The following is a 20,183-nucleotide window of genomic DNA, read 5'->3' on the forward strand; positions in this document are numbered from 1 at the left end:
ACTCATATTACTTAGACAATGTTATTATTGCTTTTGATGTACCTTATGATAAGTTGTGGGTAAGTCATCTCTTTTTTTTGATTTTAGTTTTTGCACAGTCTGTCGTTGCGTCGCAATCCTTTTATCGGGATACCTTTAGGCAACTTGTTTATGCATTCTGATAAATATTTAAAAAACTAAAACAGCTATAAAAAGTGTTGCTAAGATTTTGGTAAAAATGGTGAAATATAATATCCTTCAAACCTGTATGGGATAAAATATTTATATTCGCATTCAAACCCCCGTAAACAATATTAAAGAAAACCTTTCGTTAAATAATTTGCAAAACGAACGCACATGCAAAAAACATTTTCAGTTAAACATTTTATTACCCTTGCGGCAGTAATCATCTCGCTTGGAGCCTGTAAAAACAGTACCATTTTTAGTAAAAAGAAATCTTCATCATCTGTAACCGGGTGGAACTATGATGATAAAAATATGGGCAATTACCATGTTTCTAAAATGAAATACCCAAAAGCTGGCCCAGGGTTGGTTTTTGTACAGGGAGGAACTTTTGTGATGGGCGCAAAAGAGGAAGATGTAATGGGGGACTGGAATAATATTCCCCGCCGTATTACCGTACCTTCTTTCTTTATTGATGAAACTGAAGTTGCCAACGTTCATTACCGCGAATATATTTACTGGCTTGAAAATACATTTGGCGGTGACACCGCTGTGATGGCAAAAGCCTTGCCAGACACGCTTTGCTGGCGTCAGGAGCTTGCTTATAATGAACCCTACGTTGAATATTATTTCCGTTATCCCGCATATAATTATTACCCTGTTGTAGGTGTTTCCTGGCAGCAGGCCCATGATTTTTGTATCTGGAGAACAGACAGGGTAAATGAGCTGACACTTTTACAAAAAGGATATTTGAAAAAAGATTTTGCAAAAAAAGAAATGAGGGGCGGTGGTGCTGATGGATCATTCAATACCGAGACTTACCTGATGAATCCAGAATTGATACAAGGCAGAACAAAACCAAAAAAATCTGAGTTAAAAGATGTGAGTGGTAAGCCACGGGCTAATGTAAAAATGGAAGACGGTATACTAAATATGGGCTATCGTTTACCAACAGAAGCTGAGTGGGAATATGCTGCTTATGGCTTACTGGATCAAAATCCAAACCCACGTAAAAAAGAAGGGAAAAGTGGCGAAGAATTAATATCCAATCAGCAAATTTATTCATGGAGCAAAAACCCGAATGGATTACGTGATAACCGCAGGGGTAGCTGGCAGGGTAAATTTTTAGCCAACTTTAAACGGGGAAGTGGCGATAACATGGGCGTTGCGGGTGGCTTAAATGACCGTTCGGCCATCCCTGGCAATATCAAGGCATTTTATCCCAACGCATTTGGTATCTTTAATATGTGTGGCAATGTGTCTGAGTGGGTGCAGGACGTTTACAGACCATCCACCCCTACAGATGGAGAAGATTTTAATTATTTTAGAGGAAATAAATTTGATAAATATTATAAAAACAGCAGCGGTGAGTTTGAAAGAGATTCTTTAGGACATCTGAAAAAAACCGCAGTGAGTGATGAAGAAGTAAAAAACCGCCGCAATTACCAACATAATAATTTAATAGGCTATTTGGATGGTGATTCTACCAGCGGCTCATCCTATCAATTTGGAGTTACTACATTAATCAGTGATAAATCAAGGGTATTTAAAGGAGGTAGCTGGAATGACAGGCCTTACTGGTTATCACCAGGTGCACGCAGATTTTTAGATGAAGATCAGTCATCCAGCACCATTGGTTTCCGTTGCGCTCAAACTTACATGGGATCTCCGGAAGGCGCTGGCTTTAAAGACGGCAACATCTTTGGGAAACGTAAACAAAACAGCAGAAAAAAGCAATAAAATATTGATAAAATATTAAGCTCTTCACCAAAAAAGTGAAGGGCTTTTTTATTATTCCTCATCAAACTTTACATCGCAAATGTTTGATTGCGTATTTACAAAAAAAAATCGGATCAATACTTTTATCATGGATAATAATCAGTTCTCCCCTATTTTTGATAAATGGAAATACATGATTTATACGCCCTCTTTTTACAACATCCCCACCTACAAACAGACACGAGGCAACTACAACCGAACGATCTTTTTTTTGCTTTAAAGGGACCTAATTTTAATGGCAATCAATTTGCCCGTCGGGCATTAAATGCTGGTGCCGCATTTGTGGTACTGGATGAACCTGCAGACTTTACTGATGATAGAATAATCAATACAAATGATACCCTTGAAACCCTGCAGCAACTGGCAAAATACCATCGGCAGCAATTGGTTATTCCCTTTATTGCTATCACGGGCAGCAACGGAAAAACCACCACCAAAGAATTGATACACGAAGTACTTTCAACCACTTTTAAAACCTACACTACTAAAGGAAATTTAAATAATCACATTGGCATACCACTCACTATTTTATCTGTACAAAAAGATGCCGAAATTGCCGTAATAGAAATGGGTGCCAATCACCAGAATGAAATTGAAAGCTATTGCCAGTATACGTTGCCCACCCACGGCATTATTACCAATTGTGGCAAAGCCCATTTAGACGGATTTGGCGGCATTGAGGGGGTACTAAAAGGTAAGGGTGAATTATTTGATTACCTTAAAAAAAATAATGGCACTGCATTCATAATGTCGGATTATGATTATCTGAAAAAGATGAGTACCGGTATCAATGAAATTAAAACCTATGGTACACAGGCAGCAGAAATAACAGGCGTCGCCGGTAATACGCAGGAGTTTTTAGAAGTGCTTATAACAAATGGCAGCGGTATTAAAAACATTGATACGCATTTAGTGGGAAGGTATAATTTACCTAACGTACTTGCAGCAGTAGCGGTTGGCAAATATTTTAAGGTAGATGAAGCAAAAATAAAAACTGCCCTGGAGCAATATATCCCTTCCAACAGCCGCTCTCAAATGATGGAAAAAGATGGCAACAAAATAATTTTGGATGCCTACAATGCCAACCCAGGCAGCATGAAAGCTGCAATAGAAAATTTTGCAGGTATGCAAGGAAACAACAAAATATTACTACTCGGTGGTATGATGGAATTAGGAAATGAAAGCCTTGCCGAACATGAAGCACTGATAAAGCTGATTAAAAATTACACCTGGCAGCAGGTGGTTTTGGTGGGTGGCGATTTTAATAAAATACCGCATCCCTTTCTATATTTCGCTTCTTCGGTACTTACAAAAGAATGGTTTAAGCAACAGCATTTTAAAAATGCCACGTTACTGGTAAAAGGGTCACGGAGTATGCAGATGGAAAAAGTGGTGGAGTAAATTACAATGCGCTATTAAGATACATCTGCAAGTCCGCCTCTGTCTTAATTAATACATCCCTTACCTTACTGCCTTGGTTTGGCCCTACTACGCCGGCAGCTTCCAGCTGATCCATTAAGCGACCTGCACGGTTGTAACCCAGTTTCATGCGGCGCTGTAACAAAGAAGTACTACCACTTTGACTGGCTACTATTAATCTTGCTGCATCTTCAAACAATGCATCTTTATCATTAAGGTCAAAATCCTTTCCTTCCATCTCTTTTTCATCTACATATTCAGGCAATAAAAAAGCTTGTGAATAGCCACGCTGAGCACCAATAAAATCTACAATTTTATCCACTTCAGGTGTATCAACAAAAGCACATTGCAATCGCACCAACTCGCCATTATAGCTGATCAGCATATCCCCTTTCCCAATTAATTGCTCTGCGCCACCTGCGTCTAAAATTGTTCTGCTGTCTATTTTACTGCTTACCTTAAAAGCAATTCTTGCCGGAAAATTCGCTTTGATGGTTCCGGTAATAATGTTTACACTTGGTCTTTGTGTTGCTATAATTAAATGTACCCCAACAGCCCTTGCAAGTTGTGCCAGACGGGCAATCGGCATTTCAACTTCTTTACCCGCCGTCATAATCAGGTCTGCAAATTCATCCACTACCAACACGATAAACGGTAAAAACTGGTGGCCCTTTTCTGGGTTTAATTTACGTGCCACAAACTTTTCATTGTACTCCCTGATATTGCGGCAGCCAGCTTCTTTCAGCAAATCGTACCGGTTGTCCATTTCAATACACAAGGCATTTAGTGTATGCACTACTTTTTTTGTATCCGTAATAATTGCATCTTCTTCACCGGGTAATTTTGCTAAAAAATGCTTTTCAATGGTTTTATAAATACTTAACTCCACTTTCTTCGGATCTACCAACACAAATTTTAACTGCGATGGATGTTTACTGTACAACAGTGAAACAAGTATGGCATTTAAACCAACCGATTTACCCTGGCCTGTCGCACCCGCCATCAGCAAATGAGGCATACTGGCTAGATCAACAATGAAGTTTTCATTGTTGATTTTTTTACCAATAGCAATGGGCAAAGAAAAATTATTTTGCCTGAATTTATCTGTATCCAGCAAAGTACGCATGCTTACAATTGTTTTTTTTGCGTTGGGTACTTCAATACCAATGGTGCCTTTACCAGGGATGGGTGCAATGATGCGGATACCCAATGCCGCAAGGCTTAGGGCAATGTCATCTTCCAGGTTCTTTATTCTTGAAATACGCACGCCCGCAGCAGGAATAATTTCATACAATGTAACTGTTGGGCCAACTGTTGCAGAAATTTTCTGAATATTGATATCGTAATTTTTGAGCGTATTGATAATCTGGTTTTTATTCGCTTCCAGTTCTGCAGGGTCTTGCACAATCCTTTCACTGCCATGAGCTTCCAGCAAATCAAGTTGCGGATATTTATAATCCCGCAGGTCTAAAATTGGATCGTACGGTGTGTCAATTCCTGTTGATTTGGTTTGTTTGATAGCAGCATGTTCCTGTTCGGCAGCCAGTTCGGTTTCTGATTTAATTTCCAGTTCAAGCGCAGAACCGCTGGTATTTTTGCCCTCCTTATTCTTTATATTATCTGGTATATCTGTTTCGGCATCCTGTATAAAAAGTCTTGCTTCCTCTGCGGCATTCACTTCAAACGACTTCAGGTTTCCCGATGCCACAGATGGTAATTCCCTTTCAATAATCTGTAAATCATGGTTAAGGCCTGGGTTCATTTCTAATGGAATATTAAGCATTCCATTATCCCCTTTAACTTTACTGCCCCTGATGGCCGTCTTATTTATTTCCGCCGGCAACACCGATGTTTCCCCTTCTTCAACTGGTTCATCCGTAGCTTCCTCATTTATTACCGGTACGTAAACTTTTTTAGCAGGCAATGCAAAAACCGGATTAAAACGCCAGATAATATACACCAGTATTGCTACCGCTAACACCGCCAGTGTACCAACCTCCCCAATCGTTTTATACATCCAATCCCTTAGCATATTACCAACAGCACCACCCCAGGGAAATACCTTGCCATTCATCAATACCGCGGCAGTTGCACTTACTATAATTAATCCCGTAATTACATACTTAATGTTACGCCGAACAGAAAATATTTTTTTTCCAAAAAATAAATTACTGCCCGAAACAAAAAAGAAACTGCACAAAAAATAAGAAGCAACACCAAAACCTTTGTAAATAAAAAAGTGTGAAATAAAAGCTCCGAAAGTGCCTAAAAGATTACTTACTTTGGCATCCGTACCCAGCAATAATTTATAGCCGTGTAAAAAAACTTTATCCTGGTCTTCCTGCCACGTAAAAAGATAAGAGGTAAACGCAATAAAGAATAAAAAAGCCATCAGTAATAAAATGGTGCCCATTATTTTATGCGTACGTTCATCCTTTAGCAATTGCTTTACTCCTACTTTCTCTTCTGTTTCTGCTTTTAATCCAACCTTACCGGGAGCTTTGGATTTAACTGATTTTACTTTACTAGCCATTACCGACAAAGATATATAAAACCATTACTGTATCATTACAGAATTTGATTGCACCAGGATAAAAAGATATCAACGAAAAGATGTAGGTTTGGTAAAACCTACGCAGTTGAGGAAATTACTTTGCATCCTTATATTTAGTTTTTTTTATGCCTGTGCTACCGGGCAATCCATTGCTGACAGCCTTACCACAGATGTTACACTCTTTAAAGATGTTTATTCAATTGCCGATAAATGCGAAGTACTGGTTGATAGCATCGGTACAGTAACCCTGGACAATATTTTACAACAGCAATGGAAAAACTTATCCTGGTATAAAATTAAAAATTATATACCGTCCGCCTGGATTGATAAAACTGTATATATAAAGTTTACGCTGCAAAACAGTTCTTCCACGCAGGACACTATTTATTTTTATCCCGGCAATTCTTTCCGTAGTATTAGCCTGTATAAAATTTTACCTGCCGGTAGCTTTTTGAAGCTTGCAGATGAAAGCAAAGAAGATGGATTTCAACCCATTTATTTTTCTGCCTATGATAAAAAATCTTTTATTACTGAGCTGCATTTTACCAAAAGAAAATTCAATGCTTTTGCGCTTGAAATTATTAAAAAAAAATACCTGCCCCGATATCAAAAAATATTGTATACCTCAAATTACAATGACCTTGTTATCGGGTATTTGCTAAGCGGACTGTTGCTGATGATGATATTCTTTAATGGTGCCAACTTTAACCTTAGCCGGAAAAAGGAATTTCTATATAACTGTCTTTACGTAATTTGTATGTTTATTCTTATTTACTTTAATACTTATACAGGAAAAAGAAGTGGTATTTTTTCCAGCTTTTTTATGGGTTACCTTGCTTTTGCTATGCTTGTTGCCGGCACTATTTTCTATATTGCCTTTACACGTAAATTTTTAAATACAGCCACAAATTATCCTGGTCTGCATAAAATATTTTATTACGAAGAAAGATTATTGCTGATGCTTTTAACAGCTTTTAGTTACATCTATTTTTTTACCAATAATTTTTGGTTACAAAACATTCTGGAAAACAGCACCAAAATCATTTGTCTTGCAATTGGAATATTGTATATCATCATTGGCATTAAACAAAAAAACCGGCTGATTAATTACCTCGCCATGGGCAATGCAATTTTAATATTTTTTTCCATCATATCTTTTTTGTTGATTGTATTACCGGGTAGAAAAACAGGTGGTATTTTTACAAATGCCCTGATATATTTTGAACTGGGTATTGTTTGTGAACTGATTTTTTTTCTGCTTGGATTAACCTACAAAAACCGGGTAGAATTGATTGATACAATTAAAGAACAGGAAGCGATGAAATTAGCAGCAGAAAAGCAAATTTTCGAATCAAAACTGGCTGTTCTCAACGCACAACAGGAAGAACGAAACCGCATCAGCGCTGATATGCATGATGATCTTGGTGCAGGTGTTACCGCCATCCGCCTGTTTAGCGAACTGGCCAAAAGCAGGTTGGGGAAAGAAACAGTCCCTGAAATTGAAAAAATTTCTTCTTCTGCCAATGAGTTGCTGAATAACATGAATGCCATTATATGGACGATGAACAGCAGCAATGATTCTTTTGGAAATATGGCTGCCTATATACGCAGTTACGCAATTGAATATTTTGAAAACACCGGCATAAGATGCACAGTAAAAATTAGTGCTGATTTACCTGAATTTGTAGTGAACGGAGAAATAAGACGCCATATTTTTTTAGTAGTAAAAGAAGCACTGAATAATGTTTTAAAACATGCAAAAGCCACGGAAGTATCGCTGGTATTTAAAAAAGAAACAGACCGGATATCATTGTATATCCAGGATAATGGCGTTGGAATTGATTTTGATAATATACGTTCTTTTGGAAACGGATTAAAGAACATGAAACAAAGAATGATAAAATCAGGTCTTGAATTTTCTATTGAAAATAAAAATGGCACCCTGGTTACTTTATACAGTACCGTTGCCAGTCAGTTTTTTATTAACTCCAGCCGCCAGTAACAACCAGCCTGCAATAAAACAAACACCTCCCAAAGGAGTAATAGCTCCAATCCATTTTAATTCCGGGTGAGTGGTTATTTCAATAAAGGCCATCAGGTATAAAGACCCGCAAAAAAATAACATGCCCAGGCAAAATAAACGACCGGCCCATAACAAATAATTATTAGTAAACTCCTTGTATAAAATACCGGTAATCAGCAAAGCCACTACATGATAATATTGGTAGCGTACACCGGTTTCAAAAATGGCCACACTTTTTTCGCTGATCAGTTGTTTAAGTGCATGTGCACCAAAAGCACCCAACATAACAGACAAAGCACCGAGTAATGCCGCTGATTTTATAAAGCCTTTTTGCATACAGATAAATTTTTAAAAAGAAGATTGTACTTTGCTGAATAAATTACCAAATGTTTGATTTGATAAATTTTCGGAGGGCAGTATATGTTTTGCAGCGTTATAAAAAGGGGCCCTTTCTTTTAATTTTTGTTCGATAAAAAACAGCAGTTCAGCCGGGTTCATTTTTTTAAGCAATGGTCTTTTTTCCTGCTCTAACAATACCCTTTCTAAAATTTTAGGGCTGCTGGTACTAAGGTAAATGGTAATACCATACTCATTCATCCATTGCATATTTTCATAAAAACAAGGCGTACCACCGCCACAGGCAACAATAGTATTGTTTAGTCCTTTAAAAGAACGTAGAGTTTCAGCTTCAATTTTTCTAAAATACTTTTCTCCTTTATGTTCAAAAATATCTGCAACCGTCTGGCCCTCCTTTTTTTCAATATGCTCATCCAGATCTATAAATGTACATCCATGAGTTTGCGACCATATTTTTCCCCAATGCGTTTTGCCGCTTCCCATAAACCCAATCAAAAAAAAAATCATGGTAAAATTATTTTCGCTTTCCCTATCTAAATGAACACCTTACAAATTTACCGGAATAAATTTTAACAGATAGCGGAATAAAGCTTTGGAAGAAATTGGTGATGGCCGGTTAAAATAAGAGACTGTTGATACAATATCTACCTGAATAATTAAAAACAAGGAAGGAAACACACGCAATCATAAAAAAATTTTTAGTCAATACCCCGTGTACTAAATAACGCTAATACTTCTTTTTAAAATCTCCCCTTTTCCACGCTTTTATAAAATCGGCCCAGGCAAATGGATTAAAGATATTTTGTGGAGGTGCCTGCCCGGCATAATAATATTTTGCAGATTGTTGACTTAAATATTTGTTAGCTGCCTCTTTACCGTCTCTTGGCAGGGTCGACATTAAAAAGCGCCGCCGGTCTTCATCGTTGTTTTGCCGCGCTAATTCAAGATTATCGTCTGGCACTTTGGTTTTTAAAAAATCTCTTTCAAACTGCTCCCTGGTTGGCCTCGATTTAATAATCGTTGCCGCCAGAAAAACCGTATCGGTAACCATTAACTGTAGTACACTGTATTGATTGCCCTCAATATTTTTTGGAATAATCACTGTTTTGGCTTTATAACCCACACTGCTAAATTCAATGGCGTTACCTTTTAAAACCACAATACTAAATACTCCCTGATTATTGGTAAAAGTACCCCTGGTTGTTCCCTTTACCACAATGCTCACGGAGGGCAATGCCTGCAGACTGTCAGCCGTCATAACAACGCCATACAATTCTACAACAGAATCTTTGAAATTTTCAAATTGAGCCTTTGCAGCAAGCGGAATTAATAATGCACTTATAAAAAAATATCGTAAAAATAGTTTCATTCAAAAAAATTCAGTTACTGCACATTTACCCAATTTTGTTGAATAAAACGAAGCAGTTACGTTGGTTAACAAAAGTTGTACTTTCAAATGTAACAACATTCCTTAATTAATAAACAAAGTAAGGGCATCAATGGTTAATTTTACTTCAAAGAAAGCTTTTTAACAAAAAATTGAACTGATGACTAATGAAGATATCCTGAAGGCACTAAGCAATGTACAGGAACCCGATCTTGGAAAAGACCTGGTAACCCTTAACATGGTAAAAGATATTGCAATCAATGGCAATGAAGTATCTTTTACGGTAGTGCTTACCACACCAGCCTGCCCGTTAAAAGATCTGATCATGAATGCCTGCATCAATGCAGTTAAATTATTAGTGAACAAACAAGCAATTGTACAGGTAAATTTTACCAGCAATACCAGCAGTAACCGTACAGATGCCAAAACAGTTTTAACCGGCGTAAAAAATATCATTGCAGTAGTAAGCGGCAAAGGCGGCGTAGGCAAAAGTACCGTTGCCAGCAATTTTGCATTGGCACTGGCACAAAGTGGCGCATCAGTAGGTTTAATGGATGCGGATATTTACGGCCCCAGCCAGCATATTATGTTTGGTGTAAGAGGCGAAAGACCGCTGATGAAGGATGTGGATGGAAAGGGTTTGATTGTACCCATCGAAAAATTTGGCATTAAAATGATGAGTATTGGTTTACTGGTAGATGAAAAGCAAGCGGTAGTTTGGCGTGGCCCCATGGTAAGCAGTGCCATCCGCCAGTTTGTAAGCGATGTGGATTGGGGTGAACTGGATTACCTGGTAATTGATATGCCACCCGGCACCGGCGATATTCATTTAACAGTAGTACAAACTGTTCCGGTAACCGGCGTTATTGTAGTTACTACACCGCAAACAGTTGCGCTGGCCGATGCCAAAAAAGGCATCGCCATGTTTGGACAGGCACAATTAAAAGTGCCCATCATTGGCCTGGTAGAAAACATGAGTTACTTTACCCCGGCAGAATTACCGGATAATAAATATTACCTGTTTGGAAAAAACGGCGGTAAAAACCTGGCCGAAGAATTTGATCTGCCGTTTCTGGGGCAAATACCCATTGTACAATCCATCCGCGAAGGCGGCGATGCCGGTATACCGGTCATGGCAGGAGACGACGAGTTAACCAAAAAAGCATTCCTTGATTTTACAGCCAATGCTACCCGGGGTATTGCCATGAGAAATGCCAACATGTCGCCAACCCAGATAGTGGAAATGATTGAGTAAAACAACCAGGTATTGTCCGGGTTAAGAAGCCATGTGGTAAATCGTTGCATAGCCTTCTTGTACTGTTTCGCACCGGGCAGCAATGGCCTTCAATATAGTTTTATTATTAAATATCAATCTTCCGGTTTAAATGGGGTCACAATTAAAAACAACCACACTATTTTTTTTACTTCTGCTGGTTTCCTTTGCCTGCAATAAAAAGATGACCACTCAACATAAAAAACTTCCTTTGCGTTCTGCAACGGAGTTGCCCGCTTTTGATAAAGAAGGTCATCGTGGATGCCGCGGCCTGATGCCTGAAAATACAATCCCCGCCATGCTGAAGGCATTGGATATTGGCGTGACTACATTAGAAATGGACGCAAGTTTTAGCAAAGACAAAAAGATATTGTTGAGCCACGAACCATTTTTTAATCATATCATCACTACCAAACCCGACGGTAGTTTTATAAATATAAAAGAAGAACATACTTACAATATGTACCAGATGGAGTATGATTCCATCAAAACCTATGATGTAGGCTTAAAACCGCACCCCTCTTTTCCGCAGCAACAAAAAATGGCTGTTTCAAAACCACTGTTATCTGATGTTTTTGATAGTGTAAAAAAATACATGGCCAACAGTAAAAGGGTTTATCCTTTTTTCAATATCGAAACCAAATGCATGCCGGCAACAGATAACATCTATCACCCGGCACCACCAGAATTTGTGGAATGGTTAATGAACCTTATCATTGAAAAAAAGATGGAACAGCAGGTTATCATCCAATCCTTCGATTTCAGAAGCCTGCAATATTTGCATCAGCATTACCCGGCCATAAAAACCGCCGTGCTAATCGAAATGTTTGATAAAAGATCTTTTGAAGAACAAATAAAAGTGCTTGGATTTACCCCAACAATTTACAGCCCGGAAAATACACTGGTGAATAAAACACTCATTGAAAAATGCCACCTGCAAAACATAAAAGTAATTCCATGGACGGTAAATGATACAAAGAAAATAGCTGAATTAAAAGCCCTGGGTGTTGATGGAATTATTTCAGACTATCCCAATTTATTTAATCAGTAACCCATTTTTTATGCAACATAAATTTTTATTGGAGTATGCGCAAGCACTGGATAGTAAAGATACGCTCCATCATTTCAGGGAACAATTTTATGCACCGGAGTTAAAAGGAAAACGCGCCATTTACTTTTTAGGCAACTCGCTTGGCCTGCAACCAAAAACGGCACGGGATGAAGTAATGATCATTCTGCAAGACTGGGCCAACTTTGGTGTGGAAGGCTTTTTTTTAGGTAACAATCCCTGGTTAAATTATCAAAACAAAATCACCCCGTTGTTGTGTGACATCATTGGAGCAACCGAAGAAGAACTGGTTACAATGAATCACCTTACCGTAAATCTTCATTTACTGATGATCTCATTTTATCAGCCAACTGCCACACGGTATAAAATCATCTGCGAAGCAAAAGCATTTCCATCCGATCAATATGCTTTTCAATCACAGGTAAAATTGCACGGTTTTGATGCGGCAGACGCGATCATAGAAGTACATCCGAAAGAAGGAACAGAACTTATAACAACAGAAGATATTATTGCTGCGATTGAAGAAAATAAAGATAGTGTTGCACTCGTATTATTCAGTGGCATTAATTATTATACCGGACAGGTTTTTGATATGCAGACAATAACTAAAGCTGCCCATAAAGCCGGTGCTTACGCCGGATTCGACCTGGCACATGCTGCCGGCAATATCAAATTACAATTGCACGACTGGCAGGTTGATTTTGCCTGCTGGTGCAACTATAAATATTTAAACAGTGGTCCTGGGGCAATTGCCGGAGCATTTATACATAAACGAAATATAAGCGATAAAAATCTGCTTAGGCTGGAAGGCTGGTGGGGCAACGATGCCAATAACCGCTTTAAAATGCAAAACACTTTTACAGCAACAGCAACAGCGGAAAGCTGGGCCATGAGCACACCGCCAATAATATTACTTGCTGCACACAAATCAGCATTGGAAGTGTTTGCAGCAGCAGGTTTCCATAATTTACTGCAAAAAAGCAACGCATTAAGTGAATATCTTTTTTTTGTGCTCAATCACATCAACCAGCCGGTAGAAAAATTTAAAATTATTACGCCTGCCAACCCGGATGAAAGAGGTTGCCAGGTGTCTTTTTCGGTTCATAAAAATGCTAAAATTGTTTTTGATCAGTTATTACCCAATGGTATTTTTGCAGACTGGAGAGAGCCAAATGTAATAAGGGTTGCGCCGGTTCCTTTGTACAATAGCTTTGAAGAAATTTTTATTTTTGCCCAATTGTTGCAACAAATTTTAAATGCAGCTTAATGTATAGCCTTCCTCATTTTACAGAAAAAGATCCGGCCAAAATAATTGCTTTTATGAAAGAAAATTCTTTCGCAATTATTACGGGCGTTGGAGAACAATACCCGGTGGCTACGCATGTACCATTAGAAGTTGCTGTAGAAAAAGATGGCAAAATTATCTTATCGGGTCATCTGATGAAAAACACAGATCATCATAAGGCATTTGTATCAAATAGCGAAGTATTGGTAATTTTTAATGGGCCACACTGTTATGTAAGTGCAAGCTGGTACAACAATCCACAATCTGCTTCTACCTGGAATTATATGACGGTGCATGCAAAAGGCAAAATTACTTTTACAGACGATAAAGGCACTTACAAAGCAATTAAAGCAGTGACTGATAAATATGAAGGCATAGCAACCGCTGCAGCATTTAATACAATGTCGAAAGAATATATTGATAAGATGCTGCAAGCAATTAAAGGATTTACAATTGAAGTGGAAAGGCTTGACAATATTTTTAAATTAAGTCAGAATAAAAGCCAGGTAGAACAAATAAATATTATTGAGCAATTGAAAAAAACTGCTGATAGTAATTGTATCAACGTTGCGCATGAAATGCAAAAGCGCATCAACACAAACAAAGTATAAAATTTGGTTTTATTTTTTTATTTTTGAGGTGGAGTTTATTATGCAATACAATTATAAAATACTATTAAACAAAGAAGAAGAGGGTGGTTATATGGTTACCGTGCCTGCATTACCAGGTTGCATTACCCAGGGCGACACCATTGATGAAGCTTTAATAATGGCAAAAGAAGCCATTGAATTGTATGTAGAAGAACTTCAATTGAGAGGAGAATTTATACCTGACAACAGTAATACCCTGGAATATTCCATCAATCTCCAAACTGCATGAACCAATCTCCACAGCATTTAATTAAGCTTTTGGAAAACAATCAATTTATTTTTAAACGCTCTAAAGGTTGTCACCAACTCTTTTATAATTCAGCCACAAATATTACTGTTATTGTTCCTGTACATGACAGTAAAGATTTAAAGAAACGAACTTTCTTAGCAATCCTTAAACAAGCTGGTATTGATAAAAATGACATTTAATTATTATGACAAGACAACAACTTATTGAACAAATACAATTAAAAAAATCATACCTCTGCGTGGGGCTGGATACTGATTTTGAGAAAATACCAACGCACCTCAAATCTCATCCCGATGCCATTTTTGAGTTTAACAGGCAGATCATTGATGCCACCAAAGATCTTTGTGTAGCGTATAAAATCAATACCGCTTTTTACGAAGTGCTGGGATCAAAAGGATGGGACATTATGGAAAGAACGGTCAGTTATATTCCCGATGAACACTTTACCATTGCCGATGCCAAACGTGGCGATATCGGCAATACTTCTACCCAATATGCCCGGGCATTTTTTGAAACATTGAACTTTGATTCTATAACAGTTGCTCCCTACATGGGTGAAGACAGCGTTCGCCCTTTTTTGGAATTTGATAACAAATGGGCCATCGTATTGGGATTAACCAGCAACAGTGGCAGCAAAGATTTTGAACAACAAAAAACCGGCGATCATTTTTTATATGAAACAGTTTTGAAAACAGTAAGTACCTGGGGTACGGACGGCAATCTGATGTTTGTAATTGGTGCCACCAAAGCAAGTTTGTTAGCTGAGATTCGTGCAATTATTCCAAATCATTTTTTATTGGTGCCGGGTGTTGGCTTCCAGGGCGGCAGTTTAAAAGAGGTAAGCAAATACGGGCTCAACAAAGATGGTGGCCTGTTGGTAAATGCCAGCCGGGCCATTATTTATGCCAGTGAAAAAGAAGACTTTACTACAGAAGCAAGGGCCATTGCTTTGCAATATCAAACAGAAATGGCGGGCTACCTTGCTGCCATTTGATTTTCTAATTAAGCGATTCATCTTCCACTATGCCCACACAGTTTAACATTCCGTGGTTGGCTTGAACATTGTCTTGTTATAACCTTTTTTATTTAGCCCGTGGATTCGTCTTTTTTGCAGCGTTCTTGAAGCTTTTTTTTATTTAGCTATGCTGTCAGTTCCAAAAAAAATTGTTTTAATAATATAGAGACATGGCGTTTTAAACAATGTTACTTTAAAGCTAAACACAAATATATTTGTGGGGTTGAAGATATTATCTTTGCCATTGATTGAATACGGATATCGCTGATTGTGCAGATGTTAAACGGATAAAAAATAGATCAATATTGTGTCGTTACCTGCGGATGATGAAACAAGGAATAGCTGATTTGAAGCCATTAAAAAAATCAGTTTCAATCAGCTGAATCAGGTTAATTTATTTTCTATTCTACGCTTTGGTAAAAGTACAATAATGAATTATTGTACAAGAGTGCGACGCCAATGAAGCCAAATAGCATTACAAACGCCTGGTCAAAAAAAATAAACAAACAGTACATTGATTAAATAATTAATTAACGATTCTTATGGCAGCTAAAACAGATAATTTTCAAAGTCCGGATTATTTTAATGTAGATGAATTATTAACCGAAGAACATAAGCTGGTAAGGGAAAGCGTACGCAATTATGTTAAAAAAGAAATCAGCCCGATCATCGAAGATTATGCGCAGCGGGCCGAATTTCCACAACAGATTATTAAACAATTGGGCGACCTTGGCTGCTTTGGACCAACCGTGCCTGAACAATATGGCGGTGGCGGACTGGATTATATCAGCTATGGTTTAATGATGCAGGAGCTGGAACGGGGCGACAGCGGTGTGCGTTCTACCGCAAGTGTGCAGGGCAGTTTGGTGATGTTTCCTATTTACCAGTATGGCAGCGAAGCACAGCGCAATAAGTTTTTACCAAAACTGGCCAGCGGTGAATGGCTGGGATGTTTTGGATTAACAGAACCCGACCATGGCAGCGACCCTGCAGGCATGCTCACTAATTTTAAAGACAACGGTGACGGATATGTGGTTTTAAATGGTGCTAAAATGTGGATCAGTAATGCGCCCTTTGCACAGGTGGCAGTAGTGTGGGCAAAAGATGATGCGGGCGAAATTAGAGGCATCATCGTGGAGCGGGGAATGGAAGGTTTTAGCACGCCTACTACGCATGGTAAATGGAGTCTGCGTGCAAGTGCTACCGGCGAACTTGTTTTTGACAATGTTAAAGTTCCGAAAGAAAATATTTTGCCGAACATAAAAGGATTGAAAGGTCCGTTGGGTTGCTTAACCAAGGCCCGCTATGGAATTGCCTGGGGAGCCATTGGTGCAGCAATGGATTGCTATCATATTGCTTTAGAATACAGTAAAGAAAGAATTCAGTTTGGTAAACCCATTGCCGGTTTTCAGTTACAGCAAAAAAAACTGGCCGAAATGGTTACGGAAATTACCAAAGCACAATTGTTAAACTGGCGCTTAGGTGTATTGATGAACGAAGGAAAAGTTACACCGCAACAGGTAAGCATGGCTAAAAGAAATGCCTGCGAAGTGGCTACCAATATTGCCAGGGAAGCTCGCCAGATGCTGGGCGGGATGGGCATTACCGGCGAATATCCCATTATGCGCCACATGATGAATCTGGAAAGTGTGATTACCTATGAAGGCACGCATGATATTCATTTGTTGATAACGGGGATGGACGTGACGGGTTTGAATGCGTTTAAATAAAAATTCACCGCTTTCGGACCCAAGGAGAGGAAATGAAGAAGAACGATAAGAATATTGTGTTTTGTAATTTTTATTGAACAGGCATTACAATTTTATTTGGCTTCATTGGCGTCGCACTCTTTTACGTTTAGTTCAGTATTGAGCGCTTTAAATTTGACGCCGTTATATTTTGAGACTGTCTGTAAAATATGAATTTTTATTGGATGATTGGGCTGCAATTATGTACTTTATAAGTTGATAAAATCCGCTGAGCTGCCCAGGCCTGCAAACCAGGAAGAAATAAAAATAAATTACAAAAGGGCTTTGGCCCAACATTGAAATTTTTATGATAAAAAATGTAAGTGTTATCGGTGCGGGAACCATGGGCAATGGTATTGCACATGTGTTTGCCCAAAATGGTTTTTTGGTTACATTAATTGATGTGAGTGCTGCACAATTAGAAAAAGCCGTTGCAACCATTGCTAAAAATTTAGATAGACAGGTTGCAAAAGAAACTATTTCTGAAGATCAGAAAAAAGCAGCCCTGGCAAATATTACCACCCAAACAGCCATTGCAGCGGGTGTACAAAATGCGCAACTGGTTATTGAAGCCGCTACAGAAAATACAGAACTTAAATTAAAAATATTTAAACAGATAGATGAAGCTGCACCGGAAGGTTGCATACTCGCTACCAATACTTCTTCCATCTCCATTACAAAAATAGCGGCAGCTACCAAACGCCCTGCACTGGTGGTTGGTATGCATTTTATGAACCCGGTGCCGGTGATGAAATTGGTTGAAATAATTAATGGCTATAGTACCACAAAAGAAGTAACCCATTTAATTGTTGACCTTAGTAAACAGTTAGGAAAAATTCCTTGTGTTGTAAATGATTATCCGGGGTTTATTGCCAATCGTATTTTAATGCCCATGATCAATGAAGCCATTTATAGTTTATACGAAAACGTGGCTGGTGTTGAAGAGATTGACACGGTAATGAAACTGGGAATGGCGCACCCGATGGGACCATTGCAACTGGCTGATTTTATCGGACTGGATGTTTGCCTGAGTATTTTAAAAGTATTACAGGATGGGTTTGGTAACCCAAAATACGCTCCCTGTCCTTTATTGGTAAACATGGTAATGGCTGGAAAATCAGGTATTAAAACTGGTGAAGGTTTTTATATTTACAGGGATGGAAGTAAAGAGCTGGTGGTGAGCGAACGGTTTAAATAAAAATTTGGCTAAACAAATCTTACCGTTAAATAATGCAAATGCCCGCCAAACCATACGATCACAAAAAAATTTTTTGGGATGTAGATGCAGAAAAACTGGACTTTGAAAAAAAAGCATCTTTTATTATTGAGCGGGTTTTTGAACGAGGCGACGTAGAAGATATCCGCATGTGCAGAAGGTTTTATGGAGATGAAAAGATTGGTGATGTATTGTTGAACACAAAATATCTCCCTTTACGTAAAATATACCTGGCAAGCGCTATTTTAGACAAACCTCTTATTGCATTCAGATGCTACACACTCAGACAGTTGAACCCGGAATTTTTTCCTTATTAAAAAAATTAATGTCAATTCCTGAGCTGGCGGGTTTCACATTAGTTGGTAACACTGCATTATCTCTCCGGTATGGACACAGAACTTCCATTGATCTGGATTTATTCACCACGGGATCATTTGATTATTTCACTCTTACTACAGCTTTGCAAAATACTTTCAGCGAAAATTTTAAATATGAAAACAAAGATTCTAAGTTTGCAATTTTTTGTTTTATAAACGGCATAAAAGTAGACTTCATTCAATATTCGCACAAACAAATTGATGCGACCGTTACTGAAGATTCCATCAGAATTTATACAGGCAATATTGGGAAGGGGCAGGAAAAAGAATTTTTGGGACCTTGCTGAAATATTCACTCACTACAGCCTTAAAGAAATAATCGGGTTTCACTCTCAAAAATACCCATCACATCAATTATTAATTTCAATACCACAAGCAATTATTTATTTTGATGAAGCTGAAGAAAGCGAAGCTCCCAAAAGTATGAAAGGACAAACCTGGAAATCTGTAAAAAAAGTAATACAGCAGAGGGTGAATGATTATTTAAGATGAAAATTTAGTTGCAGGGTTTTATTCTTTTTTTAATAAGAAACAAATTTTTTTGAAAAAAGACACCATAAACTTTCGAATCTTTTGCTTCCTCACACAAGTAGGAATATGCAGCAATGGATTGAAGAATTAAAAACAGGGGAGACAAAAATAAAACATATCCTATCAGCCATTGAAATGATGAAAGAATCCAAAAGCAGAACTGGAAACAAACAAGGAATTAACGCGACTTTATTTTAGCTACCAAATTGTAGGAGTCGTCAATCATTTCCTTTAATAATTTCCTGGTTATTGTGCCATCTGCAATAACCGTATTCCAGTGTTTTTTATTCATGTGGTAGCCTGGTAAAATACTTTCAGGATATGCTTCCCTCAATTCAATAGCTTTTTCAGGATCACATTTTACATTGAACTGCAAGGGGGTGCCGTTTAAACCGGCAAGAAAAAAAATCTTTTCCTTTACTTTAAAAACCAGCGTATCCTCACCAAAGGGAAAACCTTCCGTTACCAAAGGCTTTTGCAAAATATATTCCCTCATTTCTTCAATATCCATTTTTATTATTGTATAACAAAGATAAATTTCCCAATACATATTTTTAGAAAAGCACCTCCCGTCATTTAATTTTTTCAACATCTACCTGTAGTTCTTTCAACAGGTACAATACTTCCGGCAGACGACTTTTTGCGATGCCTGCTTTTATTAGACAAAACAATTGCATTTCCTGGCTGATGATGGTACAGCTATATTGCTTCATTACCATCATCACTTCATTCATTTGTGTATAATCAAAGTGAATGCTATAGTTCACTTCTACCTGCTTTTGAATAACCGGAACTACCTGTAAAGCCAGTGTGGAAGCCGTTTTATACGCATTGATCAATCCGGGAACACCCAGTAGTGTACCTCCAAAATAACGTACTACGATGATGGCAGTATTTGTAATAGACTTACTATCTATTTGCGCTAAAATGGGTCTGCCTGCTGTGCCAGAAGGCTCGCCATCATCACTTATCCTGAAACTATTTCCGTCAGTACCAAGCCTGTAAGCAAAACAATGATGTACTGCTTTGGGATGCTCTTTCTTTAATTGTTGCAACTGCTTTTTAAATTCATCCACAGTTTCTATGGG

At 38.1% G+C, this 20,183-nt stretch carries 20 protein-coding genes; 14 read left to right on the plus strand and 6 right to left on the minus strand.

Translation table 11 applies throughout. The features are described from left to right. The first annotated feature begins 336 nt into the window (after positions 1-336). Together H7254_RS08230 and murF are read left to right on the plus strand one after the other, a co-directional pair. Entirely contained in the window at positions 337-1,902 is a 1,566-nt protein-coding gene (locus H7254_RS08230) for an SUMF1/EgtB/PvdO family nonheme iron enzyme (protein WP_301922817.1), read from the plus strand. Between the two features lie 162 nt (positions 1,903-2,064). After that, positions 2,065-3,342: a UDP-N-acetylmuramoyl-tripeptide--D-alanyl-D-alanine ligase gene (gene murF, locus H7254_RS08235; protein ID WP_301932513.1), complete on the plus strand. Its 1,278-nt coding sequence runs from the start codon at positions 2,065-2,067 to the stop codon at positions 3,340-3,342. Position 3,343: 1 nt separating this feature from the next. On the opposite strand, the gene H7254_RS08240 is transcribed toward murF, so the two are convergent. Continuing rightward, positions 3,344-5,893 carry a DNA translocase FtsK gene (locus tag H7254_RS08240; RefSeq protein WP_301932514.1) on the minus strand — a complete coding sequence of 850 codons (2,550 nt, stop codon included), beginning with the start codon at positions 5,891-5,893 and terminating at the stop codon, positions 3,344-3,346. A 106-nt stretch (positions 5,894-5,999) separates the two neighbouring features. Between H7254_RS08240 and H7254_RS08245 the strand changes: the two genes are divergently transcribed. Further along, the gene (locus H7254_RS08245; protein ID WP_301932515.1) at positions 6,000-7,916 is read left to right on the plus strand and encodes a 7TM diverse intracellular signaling domain-containing protein; all 1,917 of its coding nucleotides are present in this window, start codon (positions 6,000-6,002) and stop codon (positions 7,914-7,916) included. On the opposite strand, the gene H7254_RS08250 is transcribed toward H7254_RS08245, so the two are convergent. The 3 genes from H7254_RS08250 to H7254_RS08260 all read right to left on the minus strand — a co-directional run bounded on the left by H7254_RS08250 (position 7,866) and on the right by H7254_RS08260 (position 9,663). Beyond that, positions 7,866-8,273: a DUF423 domain-containing protein gene (locus H7254_RS08250; protein ID WP_301932516.1), complete on the minus strand. Its 408-nt coding sequence runs from the start codon at positions 8,271-8,273 to the stop codon at positions 7,866-7,868. The genes H7254_RS08245 and H7254_RS08250 overlap by 51 nt on opposite strands. Before the next feature lie 12 nt (positions 8,274-8,285). Further along, a complete protein-coding gene (locus tag H7254_RS08255; RefSeq protein ID WP_301932517.1) occupies positions 8,286-8,801 on the minus strand; it encodes a shikimate kinase in 516 nt (171 codons plus the stop codon). A gap of 220 nt (positions 8,802-9,021) precedes the next feature. After that, entirely contained in the window at positions 9,022-9,663 is a 642-nt protein-coding gene (locus tag H7254_RS08260; RefSeq protein ID WP_301932518.1) for a carboxypeptidase-like regulatory domain-containing protein, read from the minus strand. A gap of 178 nt (positions 9,664-9,841) precedes the next feature. Between H7254_RS08260 and H7254_RS08265 the strand changes: the two genes are divergently transcribed. The 11 genes from H7254_RS08265 (at position 9,842) to H7254_RS08315 (ending at position 18,851) form a co-directional block, all read left to right on the plus strand. Beyond that, positions 9,842-10,936, plus strand: coding sequence for an Mrp/NBP35 family ATP-binding protein (locus H7254_RS08265; protein WP_301932519.1), 1,095 nt, complete (start codon positions 9,842-9,844; stop codon positions 10,934-10,936). Positions 10,937-11,138: 202 nt separating this feature from the next. Beyond that, the gene (locus tag H7254_RS08270) at positions 11,139-12,005 is read left to right on the plus strand and encodes a glycerophosphodiester phosphodiesterase family protein (protein ID WP_301932520.1); all 867 of its coding nucleotides are present in this window, start codon (positions 11,139-11,141) and stop codon (positions 12,003-12,005) included. A 10-nt stretch (positions 12,006-12,015) separates the two neighbouring features. Then, a complete protein-coding gene (kynU, locus tag H7254_RS08275; protein ID WP_301932521.1) occupies positions 12,016-13,290 on the plus strand; it encodes a kynureninase in 1,275 nt (424 codons plus the stop codon). Then, entirely contained in the window at positions 13,290-13,919 is a 630-nt protein-coding gene (locus H7254_RS08280; protein ID WP_301932522.1) for an FMN-binding negative transcriptional regulator, read from the plus strand. Before kynU ends, H7254_RS08280 begins: the two co-directional genes overlap by 1 nt. Before the next feature lie 40 nt (positions 13,920-13,959). Continuing rightward, positions 13,960-14,187 carry a type II toxin-antitoxin system HicB family antitoxin gene (locus tag H7254_RS08285; protein ID WP_301932523.1) on the plus strand — a complete coding sequence of 76 codons (228 nt, stop codon included), beginning with the start codon at positions 13,960-13,962 and terminating at the stop codon, positions 14,185-14,187. Continuing rightward, positions 14,184-14,387, plus strand: coding sequence for a type II toxin-antitoxin system HicA family toxin (locus tag H7254_RS08290; RefSeq protein ID WP_301932524.1), 204 nt, complete (start codon positions 14,184-14,186; stop codon positions 14,385-14,387). Before H7254_RS08285 ends, H7254_RS08290 begins: the two co-directional genes overlap by 4 nt. A gap of 5 nt (positions 14,388-14,392) precedes the next feature. Next, a complete protein-coding gene (gene pyrF, locus H7254_RS08295) occupies positions 14,393-15,202 on the plus strand; it encodes an orotidine-5'-phosphate decarboxylase (RefSeq protein ID WP_301932525.1) in 810 nt (269 codons plus the stop codon). Positions 15,203-15,765: 563 nt separating this feature from the next. Beyond that, a complete protein-coding gene (locus H7254_RS08300; RefSeq protein ID WP_301932526.1) occupies positions 15,766-16,953 on the plus strand; it encodes an acyl-CoA dehydrogenase family protein in 1,188 nt (395 codons plus the stop codon). A 325-nt stretch (positions 16,954-17,278) separates the two neighbouring features. Continuing rightward, positions 17,279-18,169, plus strand: a complete 891-nt coding sequence (locus H7254_RS08305; RefSeq protein ID WP_301932527.1) for a 3-hydroxyacyl-CoA dehydrogenase family protein — start codon at positions 17,279-17,281, stop codon at positions 18,167-18,169. A 38-nt stretch (positions 18,170-18,207) separates the two neighbouring features. After that, a complete protein-coding gene (locus tag H7254_RS08310) occupies positions 18,208-18,504 on the plus strand; it encodes a hypothetical protein (RefSeq protein ID WP_301932528.1) in 297 nt (98 codons plus the stop codon). An 8-nt stretch (positions 18,505-18,512) separates the two neighbouring features. Next, positions 18,513-18,851 carry a nucleotidyl transferase AbiEii/AbiGii toxin family protein gene (locus tag H7254_RS08315; protein WP_301932529.1) on the plus strand — a complete coding sequence of 113 codons (339 nt, stop codon included), beginning with the start codon at positions 18,513-18,515 and terminating at the stop codon, positions 18,849-18,851. Between the two features lie 422 nt (positions 18,852-19,273). Here H7254_RS08315 and H7254_RS08320 read toward each other — a convergent pair whose 3' ends face one another. Then, a complete protein-coding gene (locus tag H7254_RS08320; RefSeq protein WP_301922248.1) occupies positions 19,274-19,606 on the minus strand; it encodes an MmcQ/YjbR family DNA-binding protein in 333 nt (110 codons plus the stop codon). 61 nt (positions 19,607-19,667) lie between these two features. Beyond that, positions 19,668-20,183 (minus strand): YigZ family protein (locus H7254_RS08325; RefSeq protein WP_301932530.1); only part of this gene is annotated, 516 nt, incomplete at its 5' end.

It is taken from the genome of Ferruginibacter sp., from assembly GCF_014377975.1.
Taxonomy (GTDB): Bacteria; Bacteroidota; Bacteroidia; order Chitinophagales; family Chitinophagaceae; genus Ferruginibacter.

Bases quoted from the DNA above. Each gene is read 5' to 3' on its own strand.
- H7254_RS08255 (WP_301932517.1), bottom strand. From the start codon at position 8,801: ATGATTTTTTTTTTGATTGGGTTTATGGGAAGCGGCAAAACGCATTGG.
- pyrF (WP_301932525.1), top strand. From the start codon at position 14,393: ATGACAAGACAACAACTTATTGAACAAATACAATTAAAAAAATCATAC.
- H7254_RS08260 (WP_301932518.1), bottom strand. From the start codon at position 9,663: ATGAAACTATTTTTACGATATTTTTTTATAAGTGCATTATTAATTCCG.
- H7254_RS08290 (WP_301932524.1), top strand. From the start codon at position 14,184: ATGAACCAATCTCCACAGCATTTAATTAAGCTTTTGGAAAACAATCAA.
- H7254_RS08300 (WP_301932526.1), top strand. From the start codon at position 15,766: ATGGCAGCTAAAACAGATAATTTTCAAAGTCCGGATTATTTTAATGTA.
- H7254_RS08310 (WP_301932528.1), top strand. From the start codon at position 18,208: ATGCCCGCCAAACCATACGATCACAAAAAAATTTTTTGGGATGTAGAT.
- H7254_RS08315 (WP_301932529.1), top strand. From the start codon at position 18,513: ATGTCAATTCCTGAGCTGGCGGGTTTCACATTAGTTGGTAACACTGCA.
- H7254_RS08250 (WP_301932516.1), bottom strand. From the start codon at position 8,273: ATGCAAAAAGGCTTTATAAAATCAGCGGCATTACTCGGTGCTTTGTCT.
- H7254_RS08305 (WP_301932527.1), top strand. From the start codon at position 17,279: ATGATAAAAAATGTAAGTGTTATCGGTGCGGGAACCATGGGCAATGGT.
- H7254_RS08230 (WP_301922817.1), top strand. From the start codon at position 337: ATGCAAAAAACATTTTCAGTTAAACATTTTATTACCCTTGCGGCAGTA.
- H7254_RS08285 (WP_301932523.1), top strand. From the start codon at position 13,960: ATGCAATACAATTATAAAATACTATTAAACAAAGAAGAAGAGGGTGGT.
- H7254_RS08270 (WP_301932520.1), top strand. From the start codon at position 11,139: ATGACCACTCAACATAAAAAACTTCCTTTGCGTTCTGCAACGGAGTTG.
- H7254_RS08280 (WP_301932522.1), top strand. From the start codon at position 13,290: ATGTATAGCCTTCCTCATTTTACAGAAAAAGATCCGGCCAAAATAATT.
- H7254_RS08240 (WP_301932514.1), bottom strand. From the start codon at position 5,893: ATGGCTAGTAAAGTAAAATCAGTTAAATCCAAAGCTCCCGGTAAGGTT.
- H7254_RS08320 (WP_301922248.1), bottom strand. From the start codon at position 19,606: ATGGATATTGAAGAAATGAGGGAATATATTTTGCAAAAGCCTTTGGTA.
- murF (WP_301932513.1), top strand. From the start codon at position 2,065: ATGGAAATACATGATTTATACGCCCTCTTTTTACAACATCCCCACCTA.
- H7254_RS08265 (WP_301932519.1), top strand. From the start codon at position 9,842: ATGACTAATGAAGATATCCTGAAGGCACTAAGCAATGTACAGGAACCC.
- kynU (WP_301932521.1), top strand. From the start codon at position 12,016: ATGCAACATAAATTTTTATTGGAGTATGCGCAAGCACTGGATAGTAAA.